The organism is Streptomyces sp. SID14436 (genome assembly GCF_010548465.1).
GTDB lineage: Bacteria > Actinomycetota > Actinomycetes > Streptomycetales > Streptomycetaceae > Streptomyces.
This window is the reverse complement of the sequence record NZ_JAAGMD010000791.1, coordinates 1-21,229: the sequence shown is the minus strand read 5'-3', so window position 1 is coordinate 21,229 and position 21,229 is coordinate 1. Positions and strand designations below refer to the sequence as shown.

At 72.1% G+C, this 21,229-nt stretch carries 17 protein-coding genes and 2 pseudogenes; 18 read left to right on the top strand and 1 reads right to left on the bottom strand.

Annotation, left to right across the window (positions count from 1 at the left end; all coding sequences use genetic code 11):
- Nucleotides 1-212 precede the first annotated feature (212 nt).
- The 3 genes from G3I53_RS28495 to G3I53_RS28485 are packed head-to-tail and all read left to right on the top strand — an operon-like array spanning nucleotide 213 to nucleotide 5,449.
- Entirely contained in the window at nucleotides 213-2,027 is a 1,815-nt protein-coding gene (locus G3I53_RS28495) for a DUF4357 domain-containing protein (protein ID WP_164333322.1), read from the top strand.
- Nucleotides 2,024-3,277 (top strand): restriction endonuclease, encoded by a 1,254-nt coding sequence (locus tag G3I53_RS28490; RefSeq protein WP_164333321.1) that lies wholly within the window; start codon nucleotides 2,024-2,026, stop codon nucleotides 3,275-3,277. The genes G3I53_RS28495 and G3I53_RS28490 overlap by 4 nt, the downstream gene beginning before the upstream one ends.
- Before the next feature lie 36 nt (nucleotides 3,278-3,313).
- Nucleotides 3,314-5,449: a UvrD-helicase domain-containing protein gene (locus G3I53_RS28485; RefSeq protein ID WP_164333320.1), complete on the top strand. Its 2,136-nt coding sequence runs from the start codon at nucleotides 3,314-3,316 to the stop codon at nucleotides 5,447-5,449.
- 168 nt (nucleotides 5,450-5,617) lie between these two features.
- Here G3I53_RS28485 and G3I53_RS28480 read toward each other — a convergent pair whose 3' ends face one another.
- On the bottom strand, nucleotides 5,618-5,947 hold the full coding sequence (locus G3I53_RS28480) for a phosphopantetheine-binding protein (protein WP_164333319.1): 330 nt from the start codon (nucleotides 5,945-5,947) through the stop codon (nucleotides 5,618-5,620).
- A gap of 31 nt (nucleotides 5,948-5,978) precedes the next feature.
- Here G3I53_RS28480 and G3I53_RS28475 point away from each other — a divergent pair, with 31 nt between their 5' ends.
- The 15 genes and pseudogenes from G3I53_RS28475 to G3I53_RS28410 all read left to right on the top strand — a co-directional run.
- Nucleotides 5,979-6,254, top strand: a complete 276-nt coding sequence (locus tag G3I53_RS28475) for a tyrosine-protein phosphatase (RefSeq protein ID WP_164333318.1) — start codon at nucleotides 5,979-5,981, stop codon at nucleotides 6,252-6,254.
- A gap of 62 nt (nucleotides 6,255-6,316) precedes the next feature.
- A pseudogene (locus G3I53_RS34605) lies at nucleotides 6,317-6,469 on the top strand (IS982 family transposase); the annotation flags it as partial.
- A gap of 881 nt (nucleotides 6,470-7,350) precedes the next feature.
- Nucleotides 7,351-7,965 carry a response regulator transcription factor gene (locus G3I53_RS28470; protein ID WP_164333317.1) on the top strand — a complete coding sequence of 205 codons (615 nt, stop codon included), beginning with the start codon at nucleotides 7,351-7,353 and terminating at the stop codon, nucleotides 7,963-7,965.
- Nucleotides 7,962-8,756, top strand: a complete 795-nt coding sequence (locus tag G3I53_RS28465) for an enoyl-CoA hydratase/isomerase family protein (protein ID WP_164333316.1) — start codon at nucleotides 7,962-7,964, stop codon at nucleotides 8,754-8,756. Before G3I53_RS28470 ends, G3I53_RS28465 begins: the two co-directional genes overlap by 4 nt.
- Nucleotides 8,757-8,978: 222 nt before the next feature.
- Nucleotides 8,979-9,935, top strand: a complete 957-nt coding sequence (locus tag G3I53_RS28460) for an ABC transporter ATP-binding protein (RefSeq protein WP_164333315.1) — start codon at nucleotides 8,979-8,981, stop codon at nucleotides 9,933-9,935.
- Nucleotides 9,936-10,005: 70 nt separating this feature from the next.
- Nucleotides 10,006-10,812: an ABC transporter permease subunit gene (locus G3I53_RS28455; protein WP_164333314.1), complete on the top strand. Its 807-nt coding sequence runs from the start codon at nucleotides 10,006-10,008 to the stop codon at nucleotides 10,810-10,812.
- A 200-nt stretch (nucleotides 10,813-11,012) separates the two neighbouring features.
- Nucleotides 11,013-12,305 (top strand): beta-ketoacyl-[acyl-carrier-protein] synthase family protein, encoded by a 1,293-nt coding sequence (locus G3I53_RS28450; protein ID WP_164333313.1) that lies wholly within the window; start codon nucleotides 11,013-11,015, stop codon nucleotides 12,303-12,305.
- Nucleotides 12,302-14,089, top strand: coding sequence for a CoA-transferase (locus G3I53_RS28445; RefSeq protein WP_164333312.1), 1,788 nt, complete (start codon nucleotides 12,302-12,304; stop codon nucleotides 14,087-14,089). The genes G3I53_RS28450 and G3I53_RS28445 overlap by 4 nt, the downstream gene beginning before the upstream one ends.
- Nucleotides 14,086-15,129, top strand: a complete 1,044-nt coding sequence (locus G3I53_RS28440) for a ketoacyl-ACP synthase III (protein ID WP_164333311.1) — start codon at nucleotides 14,086-14,088, stop codon at nucleotides 15,127-15,129. Before G3I53_RS28445 ends, G3I53_RS28440 begins: the two co-directional genes overlap by 4 nt.
- 65 nt (nucleotides 15,130-15,194) lie before the next feature.
- Nucleotides 15,195-16,163, top strand: coding sequence for a ketoacyl-ACP synthase III (locus tag G3I53_RS28435; protein ID WP_164333310.1), 969 nt, complete (start codon nucleotides 15,195-15,197; stop codon nucleotides 16,161-16,163).
- Nucleotides 16,156-17,067: an SDR family oxidoreductase gene (locus G3I53_RS28430; protein ID WP_164333309.1), complete on the top strand. Its 912-nt coding sequence runs from the start codon at nucleotides 16,156-16,158 to the stop codon at nucleotides 17,065-17,067. Before G3I53_RS28435 ends, G3I53_RS28430 begins: the two co-directional genes overlap by 8 nt.
- Entirely contained in the window at nucleotides 17,064-17,888 is an 825-nt protein-coding gene (locus G3I53_RS28425; RefSeq protein WP_164333308.1) for an SDR family NAD(P)-dependent oxidoreductase, read from the top strand. Before G3I53_RS28430 ends, G3I53_RS28425 begins: the two co-directional genes overlap by 4 nt.
- Complete coding sequence (locus tag G3I53_RS28420) at nucleotides 17,885-19,273, top strand: beta-ketoacyl synthase N-terminal-like domain-containing protein (RefSeq protein WP_164333307.1); 1,389 nt, start codon at nucleotides 17,885-17,887, stop codon at nucleotides 19,271-19,273. The genes G3I53_RS28425 and G3I53_RS28420 overlap by 4 nt, the downstream gene beginning before the upstream one ends.
- On the top strand, nucleotides 19,263-20,543 hold the full coding sequence (locus G3I53_RS28415) for a beta-ketoacyl synthase (protein WP_164333306.1): 1,281 nt from the start codon (nucleotides 19,263-19,265) through the stop codon (nucleotides 20,541-20,543). The genes G3I53_RS28420 and G3I53_RS28415 overlap by 11 nt, the downstream gene beginning before the upstream one ends.
- Nucleotides 20,540-21,229: pseudogene (locus G3I53_RS28410) on the top strand (short-chain dehydrogenase); the annotation flags it as partial. The gene G3I53_RS28415 and the pseudogene G3I53_RS28410, both read left to right, overlap by 4 nt.

Sequence of the window (21,229 nt, the reverse complement as noted above, 5' to 3'; positions counted from 1 at the left end):
CGCCCCCCCAACTCATCCCACGTCAGCCCGCGTCTGACGTCCCGGCAGAACGGTATAGCCGAATCACCGCACCGTGTGTCACTCGATCCACATCGGCCACCCAGCGGCACAGGTCCGAGGAAGCCTGAAACATCTCACTCATGCACGTTGACGGCGTCAACGTGTAGTCTCTGCGGTGTCCGACACAGGCCTCGCCCTTTCGGAAGGTCACCATGCCGCAGCCCGACCGCCTCCCCGGCACGCCCGACTTCCGCATCAAGCTGCCGCAGGACGGTGCCGAGGCGCGCGGGTACCTGCTGACGCGGTTCGGCGGCAACGGGACGAACAAGTTCCTGCTGCGCGAGGGATCTCTCGTGACCGCAGAGGAGTGGCCGGGGCTCGGCCGCCACGCGCGCCGGTTCCGGGCGGAACTCCGCGCGGACGGCGCACTCGTGGACGCCCCGGCCGCCCCGGGTCGACCACCGGACGCGCCCGCGCGCTGGGTGGTGACGCGGGACATCGAGTGCAACTCCTCGTCGGCCGCCGCCGCGCTGGTGTACGGCTACGACGCCTCCGGCCCGGAGTCCTGGCGCACCGACGAGGGCCACCCGCTCTCCGACTACCAGTCCACCGGCTGGCGCCCCCCGCACAAGGCGTGGCTGGTGCGCGGCTCGAACGTCTCGGGTCACAATCTGGTGCGGCAGCAGTGGCTGAAGGAAGGGTTCGTGTCGCTGTCCGGCGCGCACCTGCCGCCGCTGGAGGAGTCCGACCCGACCAAGAGCGCGCTGCGCCGCTTCGTCGAGGAGGGCTACGAGGGGGCGGCCTCGTACCACCAGAAGCAGGGCCTGGTGGACGAGTTGCACGCGTTCCTGACACAGATGCGGGTCGGGGACACCGTGGCCACCTATGACGACGACCGGCTGTACCTCGGCCGGATCACCGGGGACGCCGTGCAGGCCTCGTCGCCGGGCGGGCTGTCCAACCTGCGACGGCCGGTCACCTGGCAGGCGGACAGTCACGCGTACGACGAACTGCCCGGTGAACTGCGGCAGAAGTTGTCCGTTCAGCACGACGTGGTCGATCTGACCGGCGTCCTGGACGCTCTGGACGGGCTGGCCGGTGAGGCGGGCGGTACGGACGAGCCCGAGGTCGTGCAGACCCTTGAGCGGCCGGTGCCGAAGGAACTGACCCTGCCCGAGATCAGCGACACGCTCGCCGACGATCTCCTGGTCCACGACCGGGCGTGGCTGGAGGAGCTGCGCGAGCTCCTGCTCGACGAGAAGCAGCTGGTCTTCTACGGTCCGCCGGGCACCGGCAAGACGTACCTGGCGATGAAGCTGGCCGAGCACTTCGGCGGCGGCCCGGAGCAGGTCAAGATCGTGCAGTTCCATCCGTCGTACGCCTACGAGGACTTCTTCGAGGGGTTCCGGCCGGTGGAGGACCCCGAGACACGGGAGGTGGCGTTCCGGCTGACCGCCGGCCCGCTGCGGGAGCTCGCCGACCTCGCCTCACGCGAGGGCAACCGGCATGTCCCGCATTTCCTGATCATCGACGAGATCAACCGCGCCAACCTGGCCAAGGTGTTCGGGGAGTTGTACTTCCTGCTGGAGTACCGGGACCGGTCGGTGCGGCTCACCTACTCCGGGGACGACTTCCCGCTGCCGCCCAACCTCTTCGTGATCGGCACGATGAACACCGCCGACCGGTCGATCGCGCTGGTCGACGCGGCCATGCGGCGCCGATTCGCGTTCGTCGAGCTGTCCCCGCGCACCGAGCCGACCTCCGGGCTGCTCGGACGCTGGCTCGAACGACAAGGCCGCGATGGGGAGCCGGCCCGTCTCCTCGACGCTCTCAACTCCCGTATCGACGAAGCGGACTTCGCCATCGGTCCCTCGTACCTGATGAAGCCGGGCGTGTACCGCGACGGTGGCCTCGAGCGGACCTGGCGCACGAAGATCCTGCCGCTTCTCGAAGAGCATCATTACGGCGAAGGCATCGACGTCGCCGCCCGTTACGGGCTCGACTCGCTGCGCGAGCGGCCGGCATGACGGCACCCGTGCCGGACGTGGTGCTGCACGAGTACGGGCCCGCCGTCTCCGTGCCGCTCGGCGCCGAGGCCGGCCGGGCCCTCGCCTCCTCCGGGATACTCCAGAGCGCCACGCCGGACCCGGCCCGGGACGGTCACTGGCTGCTGCGGGCGGGGAACCGGGTCGGCGCGCTCCGTATGCGCGACGGTCCGGTCCTACGGATCATGCCGAAGACCCCGGTGAGCCGGATCTTCTTCCTGCTCGGGTTCAGTCTCGAACCGGAACGGGCGTGGCGCGACGAACGGGAGGGCGTCGTCGACACCGGTGCGTACGACGACGTGGTGCCCGCTCTCGCCCATGCTGTGGAGCGGCGGATCGACGCGGCGCTGCGCCGGGGGGTTCTCCAGGGCTACCGGGAGGTGGAGGAGACGTCGCTGGTGGTGCGCGGTCGGATCCGTGAGGCCGAGCAGATCCGACGGCACTTCGGCCGCACGCCTCCCGTGGAGATCGCGTACGACACCTACACCGCGGACACCGCCGAGAACCGCATCCTGCGGGCCGCCGTCGAGCGACTGCTGCGGCTCCCGGGCGTTCCCGGCCCCGTGCGGCGGCGACTGGCGCACCAGCGGGTCCGTCTCGCCGACGCGCTCCCACTGGTCCGGGGACAGGAGCTGCCGCGCTGGCAGCCCTCCCGCCTCAACGTGCGCTACCAGCCGGCCCTGCGGCTCTGCGAAGCCGTTCTGCGCGGCTCCTCGCCGGAGCACCGAACGCCGGGGGCGGATCCGCTCACCGTGGACGGTTTCCTGTTCGACATGAACCAGTTGTTCGAGGACTTCGTCACCGTCGCGCTGAGCACAGCGTTGAAGGAGCAGGGGCTGGTCCCTCGTCTCCAGGACCGCCACCACCTGGACACCGCCGGCCTCGTACGGATCCGCCCCGACCTCGTGGTGCGCACCGGGGACGGCCGGACACCCGTTGCCGTCGTCGACGCCAAGTACAAGGTGGAAAAGGGCGACGGCCGCCTCAACGCCGACCTCTACCAGGCTCTCGCATACGCCACCGTGCTCGGTCTGCCCGAGGCCCACCTGGTGTACGCGGCCGGACAGCTGCCCACGCGCTTCCACGAGGTGCGCAGGACCGCAGTGGGGCCGGACGGGCGCGGAGTGCGGTTGTACCAGCACAGCATCGACCTCTCCTGTGAACCGCGGCAGCTCATGTCGGCCCTGCGTGACCTCGCCGAACAGCTGGCCTGTGCCCTCTCCCGCGCGTGACCGTGACCATCACTTGGACGGAAAGGAAGCCACCGTATGCCCCGGCTCGCCTTCGCCCAGAGTTTCTGGGACGGCTACGACACCCTCGAGAAACCGGTCCGGGCCGGAGTGCGCAAGGCCATGGCGAAGTTCCAGACCATGAGCACCGCCGAACTCAACGCCGACAAGGGACTCCATCTGGAGTCCGTCGAGAACGCCCGTGACAAACGCATGCGCACCATCCGCATCACGGACTTCTGGCGCGGTGTCGTCCTGGCGCCCGACGACGGCAGCGACGTCTTCCTCCTCGTGAACGTGCTGCCGCACGACGACGCCTACACCTGGGCCGCGAAGCGCCTCTACAGCGCGAACTCCGCGACCCGGGCCCTGGAGGTGCGCAACGCGGTCGCCCTCGACGAGCTGACCCCGGTGTACGAGACCGCGTCCCGCTCCGCTTCCCGGCTGCTCTTCGAGCACGTCTCGGACGGCACGCTGCGTGAGCTCGGCATCGACGACCAGGTGCTGCGCGCCGCGCGCTCCCTGGCGAGCAAGGCCCAGCTGGAGGCGTTCTCCACGCTCCTCCCGGAGGATCAGCTGGAGGTGCTGCAGTACCTCGCCGAAGGCTTCAGCCCGGAGGAGGTGTACCGGGACGTCGTGGCCGTCCGCCGGCCCGCCGACGCGCCCGCCGAGCCGGTCGAGGACCTGGCCACGGTGATCGCCAACACCCCTGCGCGCATCCGTCTGGTGACGGGCCCGCAGGAACTGGAGGAGGCCCTGGTCAAGCCGTTCGCCGCCTGGCGGGTCTTCCTCCACCCTTCGCAGCGACGGGTCGCCTACCGGACCTCCTTCGGGGGCCCTGTCCAGGTCACCGGCGGTCCCGGAACGGGCAAGACGGTGGCCGCCCTGCACCGCGTCAAGCACCTGCTGGGCCGCTCCGACGACAGCCGTGTGCTGCTCACCACGTACACGAACGCGCTCGCCGCCGGCCTGCGCGACATGCTCGGCCTGCTGCTCGACGAGGACGAGGAACTGCTGGCGCGGGTCGACGTGACCACCGTGGACGCCTTCGCCCACGGCGTGCTGCGAGGGGCGGCGGCGACCACGCCGAAACCGATCGGGGACCGGGAGCAGCGGCAGCTGTGGGAGAAGGTCGTCAAGCAGCTCGACCTGCCGTTCACCGCCCGTTTCCTGGCGCAGGAGTACCGTCACGTCGTCCTCGGCCAGGACCTCCGCGACCTCGGCGCCTACCTCGGCGCGAGCCGCCGGGGACGCGGCACAGGTCTCGGGCCTGCGCGCCGCAGGGAGGTGTGGAGCGGCGTCGAGCGTTTCGAACGGCTGCTGCGGGACCGCGGTGAGACCACGCACCTGGGGATCTGCGCACGCGCCGCTGATCTCCTCGCCGGGGGACCCGCCCCCTACGCCCATGTCGTGATCGACGAGGCACAGGATCTGCACCCCGCGCAGTGGCGAGTGCTGCGTGCCGCCGTGTCCCCGGGGCCCGATGACCTGTTCATCACCGGCGACCCCCACCAGCGGATCTACGATTCCCGGGTGTCCCTCGGGTCGCTGGGCATCGCCACGGCCGGCCGCAGCTTCCGCCTGCGCGTCAACTACCGGTCGACCGAGGAGATCCTCGCCTGGTCGGCGCGGCTCCTGGCGCCCGTCACGGTCGACGCGCTCGAGGGCGACGGCACGGACTCACTCGCCGGGTACCGTTCGCTGCTGCACGGGCGCCGCCCCCAGGCGCAGGGCTACGCCACCCGTCAGGAGGAGACCGAGGCCCTGGTGGACCGGGTTCGGGGCCTGCTGGACGAGGGTCTGGCCCCGCACGAGATCGGCGTGTGCGCACGCTTCAACCTCTCCCTGGACGCCGCGGAGGAGAAGCTGAAGGCCGCCGGCATACCGGTGCTCCGCGTCAAGGGGCAGACCGCGCAGGGCACCGAGGGGGTGCGGCTGGCGACCATGCACGCGATGAAAGGGCTGGAGTTCCGGGCGGTGTCCGTCCTCGGCGTCGGCGAGGGCGCCGTCCCGTTCGCCCGGGAGATCACGCAGCGCGAGGCGGATGCTCTGCAGCACGAAGCCGACCTGCTGCGGGAGCGTTGCCTACTCTTCGTCGCCTGCACCCGCGCTCGCGAAGCCCTGAGCGTCACGTGGAGCGGAGTTCCGAGCCCGTTCCTGCCGCACGTCGCCTGACCAGCCGTCCGCTGCGGCCCGTGCGAGGCACCCCACCGAGCGCCCTGCACCTCCTCACTTCTCCGGTGCCCAGGGCTCCCGCGGAGAGACCGTCATGGGCGATTTCGGTGGGCCGGGCCTCCGCTCGTCCGCGGGGGCCCGGCCGTCACCGGGCGGCCGTACGGCGGCTCACACGCCGTCGGGCCTGCGCATGCGCCGCAGCGCGGGCCTGGCCTTCGGCCGCCGGTCGCCCTGGTCGGCGAGCCAGCCCGCGAGTGCGGCCGGCGTGGGCGAGGTGAAGACGGTACGGATCGGCAGTTCCGCGCCCATCACCGTACGCACCCGGCTGACCAGGCGTGTGGCCAGCAGCGAATGACCGCCGAGGGCGAAGAAGTCGTCGTGGTCGAAGTGGAGTTCGCCGACATCGGGACGGCCCGGGAATTCGTACCACCGGACTGGTTCGGCGAGGAGATCACCGGGAGCACCGCACGGAGCAACCGGGAACTGGCGGCCTGTCACGAACGATGCCGAGGCATGAGGGAGAGAGCCGATGAAGCGGCATGTCGAGTTCCAACGTCTGCACAACTTCCGCGACCTGGGCGGCTACCGCGCTTCCGACAGTCGCACCGTGCCGTGGCAGGCCCTCTACCGCTCCGACTCGCTCGGCAAGCTCCAGGGCGCCGACTGGGAGAGGTTCCTGGGGCTCGGCATCTGCACTGTGATCGACCTGCGCTACCCGTGGGAGATCGAGGCCAAGGGCCGGGTGCCGGAACCCGAGCGCTTCCACTACGTCGACCTCAGCATCGAGCACCGCCCCTACGACTAGATGAGTGAGTCCGAAGTTTGTGCTGGTCGCAGCCATGGCGAAGGGCGCCCGTTGGCTCGTGTGTGACTACCAGCCTGGACGCCCTTCTGGCGGCACTGTACGTGTTCATCGACGACCATGTGGCCCCTCGTCGCCGGATCGGGCGACCCCCGAAACTCACGGACGCCGAACTGCTGTGCCTGGCCGTTGCCCAGGTGCTGCTCGGCTTCCCTTCGGCCCGGCACGACCACGGACAACGGCCGGCCCCGCGGCCGGTGCGGCCCGCAGGCGCCTGCTCGGGCTGGCCGAATCACAGGGCCTCGGGCAAGCCTCGACCGCCGAGGGCCACGGACGGCCGACCACGCCTCACCAGCAAAAGCGGACATGCCAGAAATATCTCTCGGCAACCGAAAACATGCGGAAAGTGCGAAGTCGATCAAAGGATACGTCAATTCCCGGCGGGCATTCTTGACTGCCGGGCAATAGTCCGCTGCGTGACAGTGGAGGATCCGGAGGTTACTATCGAGCCGGATTCGGGGCCCGAACTCTCGCAGCGGTTCGCCCCGTGCGGCCTTCAGCGACCACCGGGTCGCAATGCGCCATCAGGGGGAAGTCGTGCTTCAGCCACATGACCCTTCGCGGTCAGGCTTTATCCGCGTGACGAGGCGGGTCGTCACGCCGGACCACCGCCATCCGGGCAGGTTGCGCCTGCCGCACCGCCACGCACACACGCCGGTCCACTGTTCCCGAGGATGTCACAGAGCCTTAACGTCCCCACCGAAAACTGGAATCGAAAGTCCTTGAAAGTGGAACCGAGCACGGCACGGAAGCGTCTCCCATAGGGATTTTTATTCGTACGCAGACTGTCTACGCGCCAGCAATAACTGCCGGGCCGGAATTTCTTCCCGCCTGATCACCCGGGCAGTATCCCCCGAAACAAGACGTCGCGCGCCCGCGAGCCTCAGCGGCTCCACTTCCACGCCGCTCCGACACCGCACCGGTGCGGTCTTGCCATCGGCGGGGTGGGCAGTATCTCGCCAGTACGGTTCAACACATTCGCAATATGCCGAACGACAGGGCGCCCGACCGGCGCCGTTGGAGTACGAGGGGTTCTGGTATGGCCGAGACGGGCGGACGCGGGCTGATCGTCCTGCACTCGTCACCTTTGATACGCAAAGCGATCCTCGACCTGTTCCGGGGCGATCCGAACGTCACCGTTCTGGGCGGCTGTCCCCACCCGACCGCTGTCGACACCCTCCCCGGCGGCCGGCCCGACGTGGCGCTCGTGGAGTACGAGCAGTGGCCGGAGGTCCGTGGCAACCGGTCCTACTGGAGCGGAACCCGGGTCATCCTCTACAGCAGGGACAACGCGCCCCGCAGCGTGGTGGAGTGCATCAGGGGCGGGGCCGCGGGGTTCGTGCACGAGTCGTGCCCGCCCGAGTCCATCGTCAAGGGACTGCACGACGTGCTGAGCGGGCGCAGCTTCTGGCATCTGGGCACCGACGAGCCCCCGCAGCCGGCCCGGGACATCGGCGTGTGCGGCACGTGGAAGCTGAGCGGACGCGAGGAGGAGATCCTCGGCCTCTTACTGCGCCGCCGCTCCAACGAGGAGATCGCCCAGGAGCTGTGCCTCACGCAGCAGACCGTCAAGAACTACGCGAGCCGGGTCTTCCACAAGGTGGGCGTGTCCGGGCGCAAGGAGCTGTTCAGGATGCTGAGGCCCTGCGGATGAACCCCTCCGAGACGGCACCCGCAGCGGAGCAGGGCCCCCTGCTCGTCGAGCGGAGCGGGCGGGTGGTCACGCTGACGCTCCATCGGCCGCACCGCCGCAATGCGATGTCCACCGCGATGCTGGAGCAACTGGCGAAGCGATTGAGCGATTTGACAGGCCGACAAGGTACGGCGGCGCCCGGTGCACTGGTGCTCACGGGGGCCGGCGGGACCTTCTCCAGCGGCGCCGACACCGGTGAACCCGACTGGCACGACCTGTCGCGCCGCGCGGTGCGGCGGGCCCACTTCCGCACGGTGTTCGCGGCGTTGCACGAGGCGCCCTTCCCCCTTGTCGCCGCCGTCGAGGGGTACGCCCTCGGGGGCGGCCTCGAACTCGCCCTGGCCTGCGACCTGGTGGTGGCCGGCGAGGGTGCGCTGTTCGGCCTGCCGGAGCTGGGGGTGGGCGCGGTGCCCGGCGGCGGCGCGGTCCACTCGCTGCTGCGCCGGGCCGGACGCGGAGTGGCCGCCCGGATGCTGCTGATCCCCGGTGAGCGCCTGCGGGCGGACGAACTCGCCCGGCTGGGCGCGGTGGAGCGCACCGTTCCCGACGGCGACGCGCTCGCCGAGGCGCAGGCGCTGGCGGCGTCGGTGGCCGCCGGTGATCCGGCCCTCCTGGCTGCGGGAGTCCGGTTGTTGCGGGACTCCGGGCACCTGGACCGCACGGCGGCGCTCGGGGTGGAGAACGGCTACTGGTGGCAGGCGGCCTCCGCCGCGAACCGGGAGCCCTCCCCGCCCTCGGACCGCCGCTCCTGACGCCGCCGCGGCCTGAACGTTTCGCGCCACGGGGCCAGGCGTTTCGTTGCGGCCTGTGAGCCACCCCGATAGCCTGTTGATCAGATTCAGTAAACACTGAATGTGCTGTACGTGCCGTGCCGTACGGCGGACACCGACCCCCCACCCTCCACCCCCGTCGCCCGCCACACCGGCCGGCCGTGGACGCACGAGCCGTGGGCGCAAGAGGAGAGCAGAAGAGACGTGACCCCTCTCATCGAATGTACGGACGTCACCAAGAAGTTCGGTGACTTCACCGCGCTGAGCCGGCTGAACCTGACGGTCCCCCAGGGCGTGGTCTACGGATACCTGGGCCCCAACGGAGCGGGCAAGAGCACCACGATCCGCATGCTCATGGGCCTGTCCCGGCCCACGTCCGGCGTGGTCCGGGTCCTCGGCCAGGACCCGGACCGGCCCGAGGTGCGGGGGCGTATCGGCTACCTGCCCGGCGAACTGCGGCTGGACGAGCGGCTGACCATCGGGCAGACCCTGGCGTCCTGGGGACGGCTTCGGGGGATGACCGACACCGCCTACCGGGACGAGCTGGTCCAGCGGTTCGGCATCGACCCGTCACGCAAGGTCCGGGGACTGTCCACGGGCAATCGCCGCAAGGTGGGCCTGGTCGGCGCCTTCATGGCCAAGCCGGAACTGCTGGTCCTGGACGAACCGACCAACGGGCTCGACCCGTTGATGCAGCAGGTGTTCCTCGGCACGGTCGAGGAGGCCCGGGACAACGGGCAGAGCGTGCTGCTCTCCTCGCACATCCTCTCCGAGGTCGAGCGGGTCGCGGACCAGGTCGCGGTGCTCCAGGGCGGCAGACTCGCCGCCTCCGGCCCGACGCACGAGCTGCGCCGCCGGGCCGCGCAGCGCTTCCACATCACCTTCGCGGACGACGAGGACATCCCGCTCGCCGCGCTGACCTCCCTGGACGGGGCGTCGGACGTGGAACGGCGCAGGCCCGGGGGCCAGGAGGTCAGCCTGGCCTGGACCGGATCGCCCGACCCGCTCCTGAAGCTCCTGTCCGGGCACCGGATCACCACGCTCACGGCGCCCGAACCGGACCTGGAGGAGGCGTTCCTGGAGTACTACCAGAGCGACGTCCCGGGCAGCCGGGGCACCACGGCCGACGAGCCGTCCCCGGGCTCCGCCCCCGTGCGGTGACCGCCGCAGTCACCGCCACGGGTCTTCAGTCACCAAGGCCGCTCCCCCGGGCCGGCCGGAAGGGAAACACATGTCGTCGCCCAGCTCGGAGATCTTCCGGCGCGGAGTACAGATCCAGAAACGCACCCTGATCGCCTGGTCGGCCGCGCTGGTCCTGCTCGCGCTCTCCGTCGCCGGGGCCTGGCCCTCGATGGAGAAGTCCGGCGCGCTGGAGGACTTCGCCTCCGGCGTCTCGCCGGAGGTGGCCACGGCCTTCGGGATCGACCAGATCAGCAGCGCCAGCGGCTACCTCAAGGGCAACCTGTACGCGGTCCTGCTGCCGCTGCTCCTCGGCCTGATGGCCGTGACCGCGACCGCCGCCCTGACCGGCGGCGACGAGGAGGCCGGGCGGCTCGAACTGCTGCTGGCGCTGCCGGTGGCCCGCCGCACGGTCTTCCTGGTGCGCTTCCTCTGCGTGGCCTTCGGTCTGGCCGTCACCAGTCTCCTGGTCTGGCTGTCGGTCTACGGCTCGGTCGTCGCCTTCGACATGGACGTCTCCGGGGGCGGGGTCGCCGCCGTGACGCTGACGGTCGGCCTGCTGGCCGTCCTGCACGCCGGGGTCGCCTACGCCGTCGTCGGATTCGGTTTCGGACGCGGTCCCGCGCTGGGCGTGGCGGCCGGTGTGCTCGTCGTCGGCTATCTGCTGCACGCCATCGCGCCGATGTCCGACGCTCTGGAGCCGCTGTCGAACATCTCTCCGTGGGAGTGGGCGCTGGGCAACGACCCGCTGGTCAACGGCGTTCCGTGGGGCGGGGTCGCGCTGCTGCTGGTCCTCTCGGTCCTGGTCGTCGCCGCCGGTACACACGCGGTCGGCCGACGGGACGTCAAGAACGCCTGAACAACGCGCCCTTCCGCGCCCGAAGCGGCCCGGTCCCTCCCCTCGCGGAGGTGCCCGGGCCGCTTTCGTGCGTAGGCGCGTCTACCGCACGGGGTTGACGGATCCGGCGGAAAATCGAGTACCGGGAGTCATCGAACCGGCCGAGTATGAGTACTTGACGGCCATATCGAGGCTCGTGTAGGAGCGGTTAGCTTCGCTCCATGGACAGCAGCCGAGCCCTCTCCCCGGACCTCTCCGATCCCGTCGTGCTGACCGGCATCGGGTGCGTGCTGCCCGGCACCCCCGATGTCCACGCCTTCTGGAGGCATGTCTCCACCGGAACCCCCCAGGTGAGCCGGCTGGAGAAGCCGGCATTCGCCGCTGCCGGGCTGCCGGTCCACGCGGCCGCGCAGCTGGGTGCGTTCGACACCGCGGTCCGGCTGCCGGACCTCGATCCGGCGCACGCCGCCAAGTACAACCGCGACATCCTGGCCACCATGGCGGCCGTCGGCGACGCGCTCGCGGACGCCGGGATCGCCCGGGGCCAGGTCGCCCCGGAGCGGATGGGCATCGTCCAGTCCTCCTCCCGCGGCCCGCTGTCCTGGTGGGCCGAGACCATGACGGCGGGCCCCGACCAGGACCCGTACGCCGGCAAGGCGACGGCCATGTTCCGCGGTCTCGCCGGCTGCCCGGCCACGCTGGCCGCCATCGCCGTCGGGGCCAAGGGCCTGGTCACCACGGTCAGCAGCGCCTGCGTCGGCGGCCACCACGCGATCGGCCTCGCGCTGCGCGAGCTGCGCTCGGGCAGCGCCGACATGGTGCTGGCCGGGGGCCACGAGTTCCCGATCACCCCGGAGGTCGCCCGCTGCTACCTGGGCCTCGGGGACGGGGTGCTCTCCCCGGAGAAGGAGGACCCCGCCTCCGCCGTCCGCCCCTACGACCGCGACCGGCGCGGATTCGCCCTGGGCGAGGGCGCGATGACGCTCTGCCTGGAGCGCGAGTCCTCCGCCCGCGAGCGCGGCGCCCGGATCTACGCGCGGATCCTGGGCCACCGCGCGCTCAACGAGGCCGACCACGCCACCAGCATGGATCTGACCGGAGACGTCACCGCCTCGGTCGTCGCGGCCGTGCTCGACGACGCCGGGCGCAAGCCCGAGGAGGTGGGGTACGTCTGCGGCCACGGCACCGCCACCCGGTACAACGACCTCGCCGAGAGCCGGGCCCTGCGCCGGCTGCTGCCGCACCGCGACGACGCCGACCTGCCGCCGCACGGCTCCAACAAGCCCATCTACGGCCACACCTTCGGCATGGCCGGAATCATCAACGTCGCCGCCACCTCGCTGATGCTCCACCACCAGCGGCTGGCCCCGACCGCCAACCACCGCACGCCGGACCCCGAGTGCGACCACGACCACGTCGCCGAGGGGCCCCGCGACACCGAGTTCGACCTGGCGGTCTCGCTGTCCTTCGCCTTCGGCTCGCAGACCTCCGTCATGGCCCTGGAGCACGCATGACCACAACGCCCGAACACCCTGCCGCCACGGGCCACCGGACCGGCCCCTACCTGGCCGCCGACCCCGACGACCTGATACGCCGCTTCGTCCGCGAGGGCGACCACCTGCACGCGGCGGCGACGATGTCGCGGCCCAACGCCCTGCTCAACGCGGTCTGCCGGACCTTCGCCGGCAGCCGCAGCCTGACCGTGAGCACCACCGCCGTGCACTCCAGCGCCCACGCGCTCGCCCTCTCCGGCGCCGTGCGCAAGGTGATCACCGGCTTCGTCGGGGACACCTACCCCTCGCCGCGCCCCAACCGCCTCTACCGCGAACTGGCCGAGGGCCGGCCGTTCGAGATCGAGATGTGGTCGCTGCTGACCTACACCCAGCGGCTGATCGCCGCGGCACTCGGCCAGCCGTTCGCCACCACCGGCTCGAGGCTCGCCGAGACCGACCTCCGGCACGGCAAGGAGGGCAGCCTCCACCTGGTGCCGCACCCGGAGGACCCGGAGCGCACCGTCGCCCTGCTCAGCCCGCTGCGCCCCCGCTTCGCCCTGTTCCACGGCGTCGTCGCGGACAGCCGGGGCAACATCGTGGCCTGCCCCCCGCTGGGTGAGGGCCCCTGGGCCGCGTACGCCGCCACCGACGGCGTCCTCGCCTCCGTGGAGGCGATCGTCGACGACGAGGTCGTCGCGGCGATGCCGGACCGGGTGGTGATCCCCGCCGCCCGTGTCCTCGGCCTGTGCGAGGCTCCGCTCGGCGCCCACCCGCAGTCGCTGCGTACCGGCCGTCTCGCCGGGGTCGACGGCTACCTGGACGACTACGACTTCCTCACCGGCATCGTCGGCGCCTGCACGACCCCGGAGACCGCCGCCGCCTGGTACGAGGAGTGGGTCGGCGGGGTGTCGGGCCACGCCGAGTACCTGGAGAAGCTGGGCGAGCGGCGCCGCTCCGGACTGCTCTTCCCGGCTCCCCCGGGCGGCAGCGCCGTCGCGGAGCAGGCCGCCCCGCCGGTGGACGCGTCCGCCGCGCCCACCGAGCAGGAGCAGCTCATCGTGCTCGGTGCCCGCGCCGTCGCCGACCTGGTCCGGGAGCGCGGCTACGACACGCTGCTCGCCGGGATCGGCACCTCGCACATGGCGGCGTGGCTGGCGGCCCGGCTGCTGGCGGACGACGGCATCCAGGTGCGGGTCGCCGCCGAACTGGGCCTGCAGTCGATGGACCCCGAGCCCGGCGACGTCTTCCTCTTCAGCCAGCGTCACGCCGAGCGTTCGCAGATGCTCGCAGGCGTCGCGGAGACGCTCGGCGGCGCGGTCGCCGCCAACCCCCGCTGCCTGGGCGTGCTGTCGGCGGCGGAGATCGACCCGGACGCCAACATCAACACGACGCTGCTGCCGAACGGCCGCTGGATCACCGGCTCCGGCGGGGCCAACGACATCGCCTCGACCGTGGACTGCGTGGTGGTCGCGGCCGCCTCGGCCCGCCGCTACGTGCCGCGGCTGGCCCACCTCACCAGTCCGGGCCGGCGGGTCCGGGACGTGGTCAGCCAGTTCGGGCGCTTCACCCGCACCGGAGCCGGCGACGCGTTCGAGCTGACGAGCTGGCTGGCGCCGGTGCCCGGCCGGGGCCGCACCGAGGCGGACCTGCCCGACGGTCCCGAGGCGGCGGTCCGCGACCTGACCGGGTGGGACTTCCCCGACGGATCCACGGGAGTCAGCGCGTTCCTGCACGACGAGAAGGCCGTCACCACCGAAGAACTCGCGCTCCTGCGCACCATGGACCCGGAAGGCTGCTACCGATGACCACCACCGCCGAGACCGTCCCCGACCCGGCGACAGCCCATCTGCGCCCCCTGCCGCCCACCGCGATCGCCCCCGTGCGGCTCGCCGGGATCGGCCACTACTTCCCCGGCGAGCCGATCACCAACGCCCACTTCGAGCAGCTCGACGCGCTGGGCATCGACGACGCCTGGATCCGCGAGAACACCGGGATCGTCAGCCGGCACTGGCCGGCCGACGACAAGGAGCGCGCGGTGGAGATGGCGGCCAGGGCGGTGGACGACGCGCTGAGCGCCGCCGGTCTGGGACCCGACGACATCGACCTCGTCATCGGCACGACCTCGACGACCCGCCCGCGCACCAACCCCTCCAGCGCCACCAACAACTACATGGACATCTCGCTGCCGCTGCAGAAGCAGGCCGGGCTGCGGCACGCCACCTGCTTCGACGTCACCTCGGTGGCCTGCGCCGGCTTCATGTACGGCACCGCGACCGCCGCCGCGATGCTCCCGGCGCTCGGCATGCGCAACGCGCTGGTCGTCTGCGCGGAGAACCCCCGCCCGATCCTGAACTTCGACTACCGCTACTCGGCGCTGTTCGGGGCGGGCGCCGCCGCCGCGGTCTGGTCGGCGGACACCGCGGAACGCGGACTGCTGGACGTGGCGCTGCACGCGGACGGCTCGTACTTCGACGCCTTCGACATCGACGAGAACGACAAGATGCTGATGCGCGGCCGTGAGGTCGGCGCGGTCGGCCCGAAGCTGCTCACCCACGTGGGCCGGGAGATCCTGGAGCGCAACGGCCTGGCGGTGGACGACATCGACTGGTTCGTGCCGCACCAGGGCAACCTCAACATGATCAACCAGGTGAGCCGGGCGCTGGAGATCCCGGGAGACAAGCTCCTGACGAACATCCAGGAGCGGGGCAACACCTCCAGCGTCTCCATCCCGAGCTGCCTCTCGGAGAACCTGAGCGCCGGGAGGATCCGCTCCGGCGATCTCGTCGCGGCCATCGGCATCGGCCGCGGCTTCAGCTGGGGCGCGATGCTCCTGCGCATCCCGTGAGCCCGGCCTCATCCCCCTCCGCCGGGCCGTGGCCGGCACCACCGCACAGTACGGGAAGACGAGAGATGGACGACGAGACCTCCCTGTGGCGCGAGAGCGGACTGCGCCTGTCCGGGTTCGGGCACTACTACCCACGCCTCCTTCTCGAGAACGGCAGCGCCGAGGACCCCGCGGGCAACGCGGTGGACGAGGCCGTCATCGGCCGGCTCGACGTCCGCAGCCGCCATGTGGCGGACGAGGACGAGACCCCCGCGTACATGGCGGTGCGCGCCGCCCACTCGGCGCTGGAGCAGGCCGGCGTCACGCCCGACGAGCTGGACCTGGTGATCGTCAGCAACTGGACGGACCGCCAGTTCGTCCCCGAGTGGGCCCCGCACACCGCCCATCTGCTGGGCGCCGGCCGGGCGCTGGCCTTCGACGTGTGCGGTGCCTGCACGGGGTTCGTGCACGGCGTGCAGACGGCGGCGGCGTACTTCGGCACGCACAGCGCCTGGCGGCACGCGCTGGTCGTCTCCAGCGAGCGGTTCTCGCGCCGGGTGCGCCCCGGCAGCAAGGGCGAGCTGATCGTGGGCGACGCGGCCGGCGCGGCCGTGCTCTCGCGCGGCGCGGAGCCGGACGCGGGGCTGTGGGACTCGCTGCTGATCAGCGACGGCTCCGGCCGGGAGACGGTCACCGCCCACCCGCCCAACGGGTGGATCAAGAGCAGCCGCGAGCTGGTCTCCATCGCCGCCGCCTCGCACGCCGACCTGGCCGCCCGGATGCTGGCCCGCTCGGGCGTCAAAATGGACGAGATCGACTGGGTCGTACCGCATCCCGGCACGGGTCAGCTGCACGCCGCGGTGCGCGAGCGGCTCTCCATCCCGCAGGAGCGCTTCGTCACCAACTACGAGATCCGGGCGAACACCGGCAGCGCCTCGGTGCCGATCGTGCTGTCCGAGATGGCGCGCGACGGCCGGCTGACACCCGGTGACCTCTGCTACACGCCCACGGTGGGCTCCGGCTGGTACTACGGGGGGCTGCTCTTCCGTGTCTGATCAGCCATCACTTTCCGGGCGGCACGACGCCGTCCGCGGGACCGCCCTGGTCACCGGCGGCAGCCGGGGCCTGGGCGCGGCCATCGCCCGGCGTCTGGCCGCGGCGGGCCGGCACACCGTGATCTGCGGGCGCGACCCCGAGAGCCTGGACGCGGCCGTGAAGGCGGCGGCCGACGACGGGCTCGCCCTGCACGCCGTGCGGGCGGACGTCACCGACGAGCGCTCCGTGGCCGACCTGTTCGAGCGGCTGGCCGAGGACGCCCCGCCGCTCGGGCTCTGCGTCAACAACGCGGGCAGCAACTTCTCCCGCCGCCTGGTGAGCGTCAGGGAACGGCCCGACGGGCCTCCCCTGCTCTCCCCGCACCCGCTGGAGGACTTCGAACGGGTGGTGACCTCCCTGCTCACCGGCACCTTCCTGGTCGGCCGGCACGCGGCGCAGACGATGCTGGCCGCCGGCACGCCCGGAGCCATCGTCAACATCTCCTCCACCGTGCGCAGGGGCGCGTACGGGCAGTCGGCGTACTGCGCCGCCAAGTCCGGGGTGGAGGCGCTGACCCGCACCTGGGCGACCGAGCTGGGCGAGTACGGCATCCGGGTCAGCGCGGTGGCGCCCGGAGTCGTCGACGGTGAGGCACTGCGCCGCCGGTCGGCGGCGAACGAGCGGCACGCGGCCTACATGGCCGATCTGCGGCGCCATGTGCCGCTGCGCCGCTGGTGCGACGAGAAGGACGTGGCGGAGGCGGTCGTCTTCGCCGCCGACAACCCCTCGGTGACCGGCACGGTGCTGGAGGTCGACGCGGGCGGGCTGCCGGCCCGCGTCCTGCCCCCGGCCGACCGGATCCCCGTAACCAGCACGGCAGCCGCGACGGCGGACCTCCCCGAGAAAGCGGAGAACACAGCATGACCAGCGGCTTCGCACCCACCCTGCTCCAGGGCAGGACCACCTTCCTGACCGGCGCCAGCAGCGGCATCGGCGCCGTCCTGGCGACGATGCTCGCCGCCCACGGCTCCCGGGTGGCGCTCATGGCACGCAGCGAGAAGGAGCTGCGGCTGCTGGCCGAGCGGATCGAGGCGGACGGCGGACGGGCGGTGGCGGTCCCCGGCGACCTCACCGACCCCGACAGCGTGCGCGCCTGCGTCCGCGAGGCCGAGGAGCGGCTCGGCCCGGTCGACCGGCTGGTGCACTGCGCGGGCGAGGCCCGCAACCAGGCGTTCCTGTGCGACCAGGACGAGGACCAGTGGATGGCCACCCTCGACATCAATCTGCTGGGGGCCTTCCGGGTCGCCCGTGCGATCGTGCCGGGGATGATGGAGCGGCGCGAGGGCAACATCGTGATGGTCTCCTCCATCGCCGGGAAGCGCGGGCTGCCCGCCAACACCTCGTACTGCGCGTCGAAGTTCGGACTGAACGGCCTGACGCAGGCGCTCGCCGCCGAGCTGGGCGCCTTCGGCGTGCGGGTCAACGCGGTCTGCCCCGGGCTCACCGACAGCCCGGCCGCCACGGACGGCGAACGGTACGGCGACCCGTTCATGGCAGCCATCGCCAAGCACCACGGTCCGGCGGACCTGACCTGGGAGCGGTATCTGAAGCGGGCGGTCAACAGCACCATCCTGCGCCGTCTGGTGCGCCCGGAGGAGATCGCGGCGCAGGTGCTGTTCCTGCTCTCCGACCTGTCCGGCGGGATGACCGGGCAGGCCGTCAACGTGGACGCGGGGGCTCTGTGAGCGAGGAGTACGGCCGGGCGCGGGGCGAACCGGCACCGCCCGAGGACCCGTTCGCCCCGGCGGCGCGCCCCTGGGTCCCCGGCCCCCGGGACGCGCTGGTCACCGGCATGGGCTTCTGTCTGCCCGGCGCGGCGGACGAGCCGGTGCGCACGGCCGGGCAGGTCTGGGCGACGGCCGCCACCGGGGCCAGTCATGTCGAGCGCGACGGCTTCCACCACGGCACCGTACGCGGGGCCCGGGAGGCGTTCGAGGAACTGCTGCCGGACGTCCCCTCCCGCTATCTGCGCAGCTACGCCGACGTCCACCTCTACGGGATGGTCTCGTTGGTCGAAGCCTGCCGGGACGCCGGCCTCGACCACACGGCGGGCGAGCTGCGCGGTGCGGACGTGCTGACCGCGCGGGCGGGGGTGGACAGCAACTACGACAGCTACCGCGCCTGGCACGACGCCGATCCGGCGACGGTCGGCCCGAGGGAGGCCAAGTCCCTTTTCGTACGGCTCCTGGTGGCGGGCACCTCCAGCGACGTCGGTCCGGTCCAGGCCGCGTTGCTCGGTTCCACCGGCGCCAACTACACGGTGAGCTGCGGCTGCGCCTCCTCCTCGGTGCTGCTCGGCATCGCCCGCACGATGATCGCCGCCGGGCAGAGCGACCTCGTCGTCGTCACCGGGGTGGACCGCTTCGACACCGAACGGGTGCTGCACGGACACCGGTTGCGGGAGGTCGTCGAGCGCGAGGCCGTCACCGTGCGGCACAACGACGATCCGCCGGCCGCGCCGCGCCACGACCGGCCGATGCGCCCCTACGACGCGGCGGGCGACTGCATGAACTACGGCGACGGCTCGGTCACCCTGATCCTGGAGAGCCGGGAACACGCCGCCGCACGCGGCGCCCGCGCGCACGGGGCGGTCCTCGGCCAGGCCACGACACGCTCCGGGCTCAACAGCGCGGTGGCCATCGACACCGGCGGCACCGCGCTGGCCGAGGCGGCCCGCCGCGCCCTGGGCGACCACACCTCGCTGGCGCGGATCCCGTACGTCAACGGGGGCGGCGAGGGCGACGCGCTGTTCACCCGGATCGAGTCCAACGCCGTCCGGTCCCTGTGGGGTGACAGGTCCTCACAGGTGCTGGTGAGCTCACAGGAGGCGTGCTTCGGGCACAGCGGTGCACCGCTCGGCGTGCTGGGCACGGCGCTGACGCTGATGATGATGAGGGAGGGGGCGGTCTGCCCCACCGCCAACTGCACGGACCCGTCACCGGTCTGCTCGTTCGACCCGGTGCCGGGAACCACGACGCGTGCCCTGCGGTTCGACCGGGCGCTGAGCTTCAACTACCAGGTGGGCGGGGTCAACAGCGCGCTGCTGCTGGGAGGTGGCGATGCCTGCTGAGACACCCCTGCTGCGGCTCTCCGGCGCCGGGTTCGTGCTGCCGGGGCCGGACGGCGGTGCCTGCACCGACCTGGACACCTTCTGGCGGGTGGTGCGCGACGGGACGAGCTGCCTCTCCCCGTACGACCGTCCCGGCCTCCCCCTCCGGATCGCCGGAACGGTCGGCCAGTGGGACCCGGAGAAGGAACTACCGCTTTCCCAGCGGCAGATACGCCGTTCGTCGCGTGCCGGGCTGATGGCCACGGGCGCGGTCGCCCGGGCCCTGGAGCAGGCCGGGCTGACCGCCGCGGACCTCGACGCCGAGCGCACCGCGCTGGTCGCCTGCTCGCTCCAGTTCGCCTTCCCCGAGACCGAGCGCTACTACGAGCTGGCCCGGGAGAAGGGCGTCGCCGCCCTCGGCATGGAGTACTGGCTCAACGGGACCCCGCCCAGCGTGATCGGCACCGTCGCCTCCGGACTGCGGCTCCCCTGCCAGACGCTCAGCGTGGCGGGCTCCTGCAACGTGGCGCTGCGTACGCTCCACCTGGTCCAGCAGATGTTCCGCTGCGGGGACATCGACCGGGCCGTCGTCGTCGGTGTGGACACCACCGTGGACCCGGTGTTCGTGGCCGGCACCAGCCACACCGGGCGCAGCGGCTACCGCGCCTCCTCGCTGTCCGACGACCCCTCCGACGTCCGGCCGCACGACGAGATCCAGACCGGCAACGCCACCGGGGAGGGCGCCCTCGCCGTCGTCCTGGAGGACCCGGCGGCGACCGGGGACCGGCCGGGGCTGCGGTACCGCGCGCATCTGCGCACCTCGCGCTCCAACGGCCCCTCCACCGTCGCCACCGGCCCGCCCGACAACGTGGTGGGCGACGTGCTGGCCACGCTCGCGTCGGCCGCGCGCGGGCCGGGTGATCTGGCGTTCGTCAACGACTACGCGGACGGCAACCGGTTCGTCGAGGACCACCTGTGCCAGGCGCTGGCCGGCATACGGAAGGCGACGGGGTACGAGGGCGGGCTGCGGCTGACCAACCAGGAGGCGGTCTTCGGACACGTCGCCGGGACCGGCGGCCTGGTCAAACTCCTCGGCAGCCTCCTGATGCTGCGTCACGGCCGGATCGCGCCCAGCGCCAACACCCTGACGCCGTACGCGGCGCTGCCGGGCGATCCGGTGCTCGCGGGCGGCCTGGCGACCGGGGGCGACAGCGCGCTGGTGCTCGCCTCCGGGGCGGGCGGTGACGCCACCAGCATGCTCATCGAATACGAAGGCGGCGACTTGCCATGACCCACGTACACAGCACGGCGGCGCGGCCCGGGACGGCCGTGGCGGGGGACCCGCTGCGGGCGCCGGTCGACGCCCGTCTGGTCGTCGACGCCACCGGGGCGCCGGGCACTCCGGTCGACGCGCTCACCGACGCGCTCGGCGCGCTGGGGCTCTCCCCCGAAGCCCCCGATGCCCCCGGCACCGGCCGGACCCGCACCGCGGAACCCGCTCCGGCCGCCTACTGCGCGTTGCTGCTCGGCGAGGAGGCGTACGGCGCGGAGCACTCGCCGGGACTGGACCGGGCACGCATCCGGTCGGCCGCCCTGGCGATGGCGTCGGCAGGCCGGGGCCGCCTGGTCCTGGTGACCGACGCGACGGGCGAGCCGCACGCCGGGACCGACCCCGGCCGGCACGCCCGGCTGGCCGCCGACCGGGCCTGGTGGCAGCACCTGGTCACCGAGGTCGCCGGGCGCGGCGTCGTCGGCAACACCGTGGTCACCGGCTACTCCCCCGGCCTGGGCCACCGCCTCTCCCCCGCCGCCGAGGCCGGCCTGCTGCGCTATCTCGTGCAGCGCCGGACCACCACGGCCGCCGACGTGGCCGCCGGCGTGGCCTTCCTGGTCTCCGAGGGATGCTCGTACCTGGTCGGGGAGACACTGCCGGCCGACGGAGGCGCGGGGCTGGGCCACATCCCGTCGCTGCCCGCC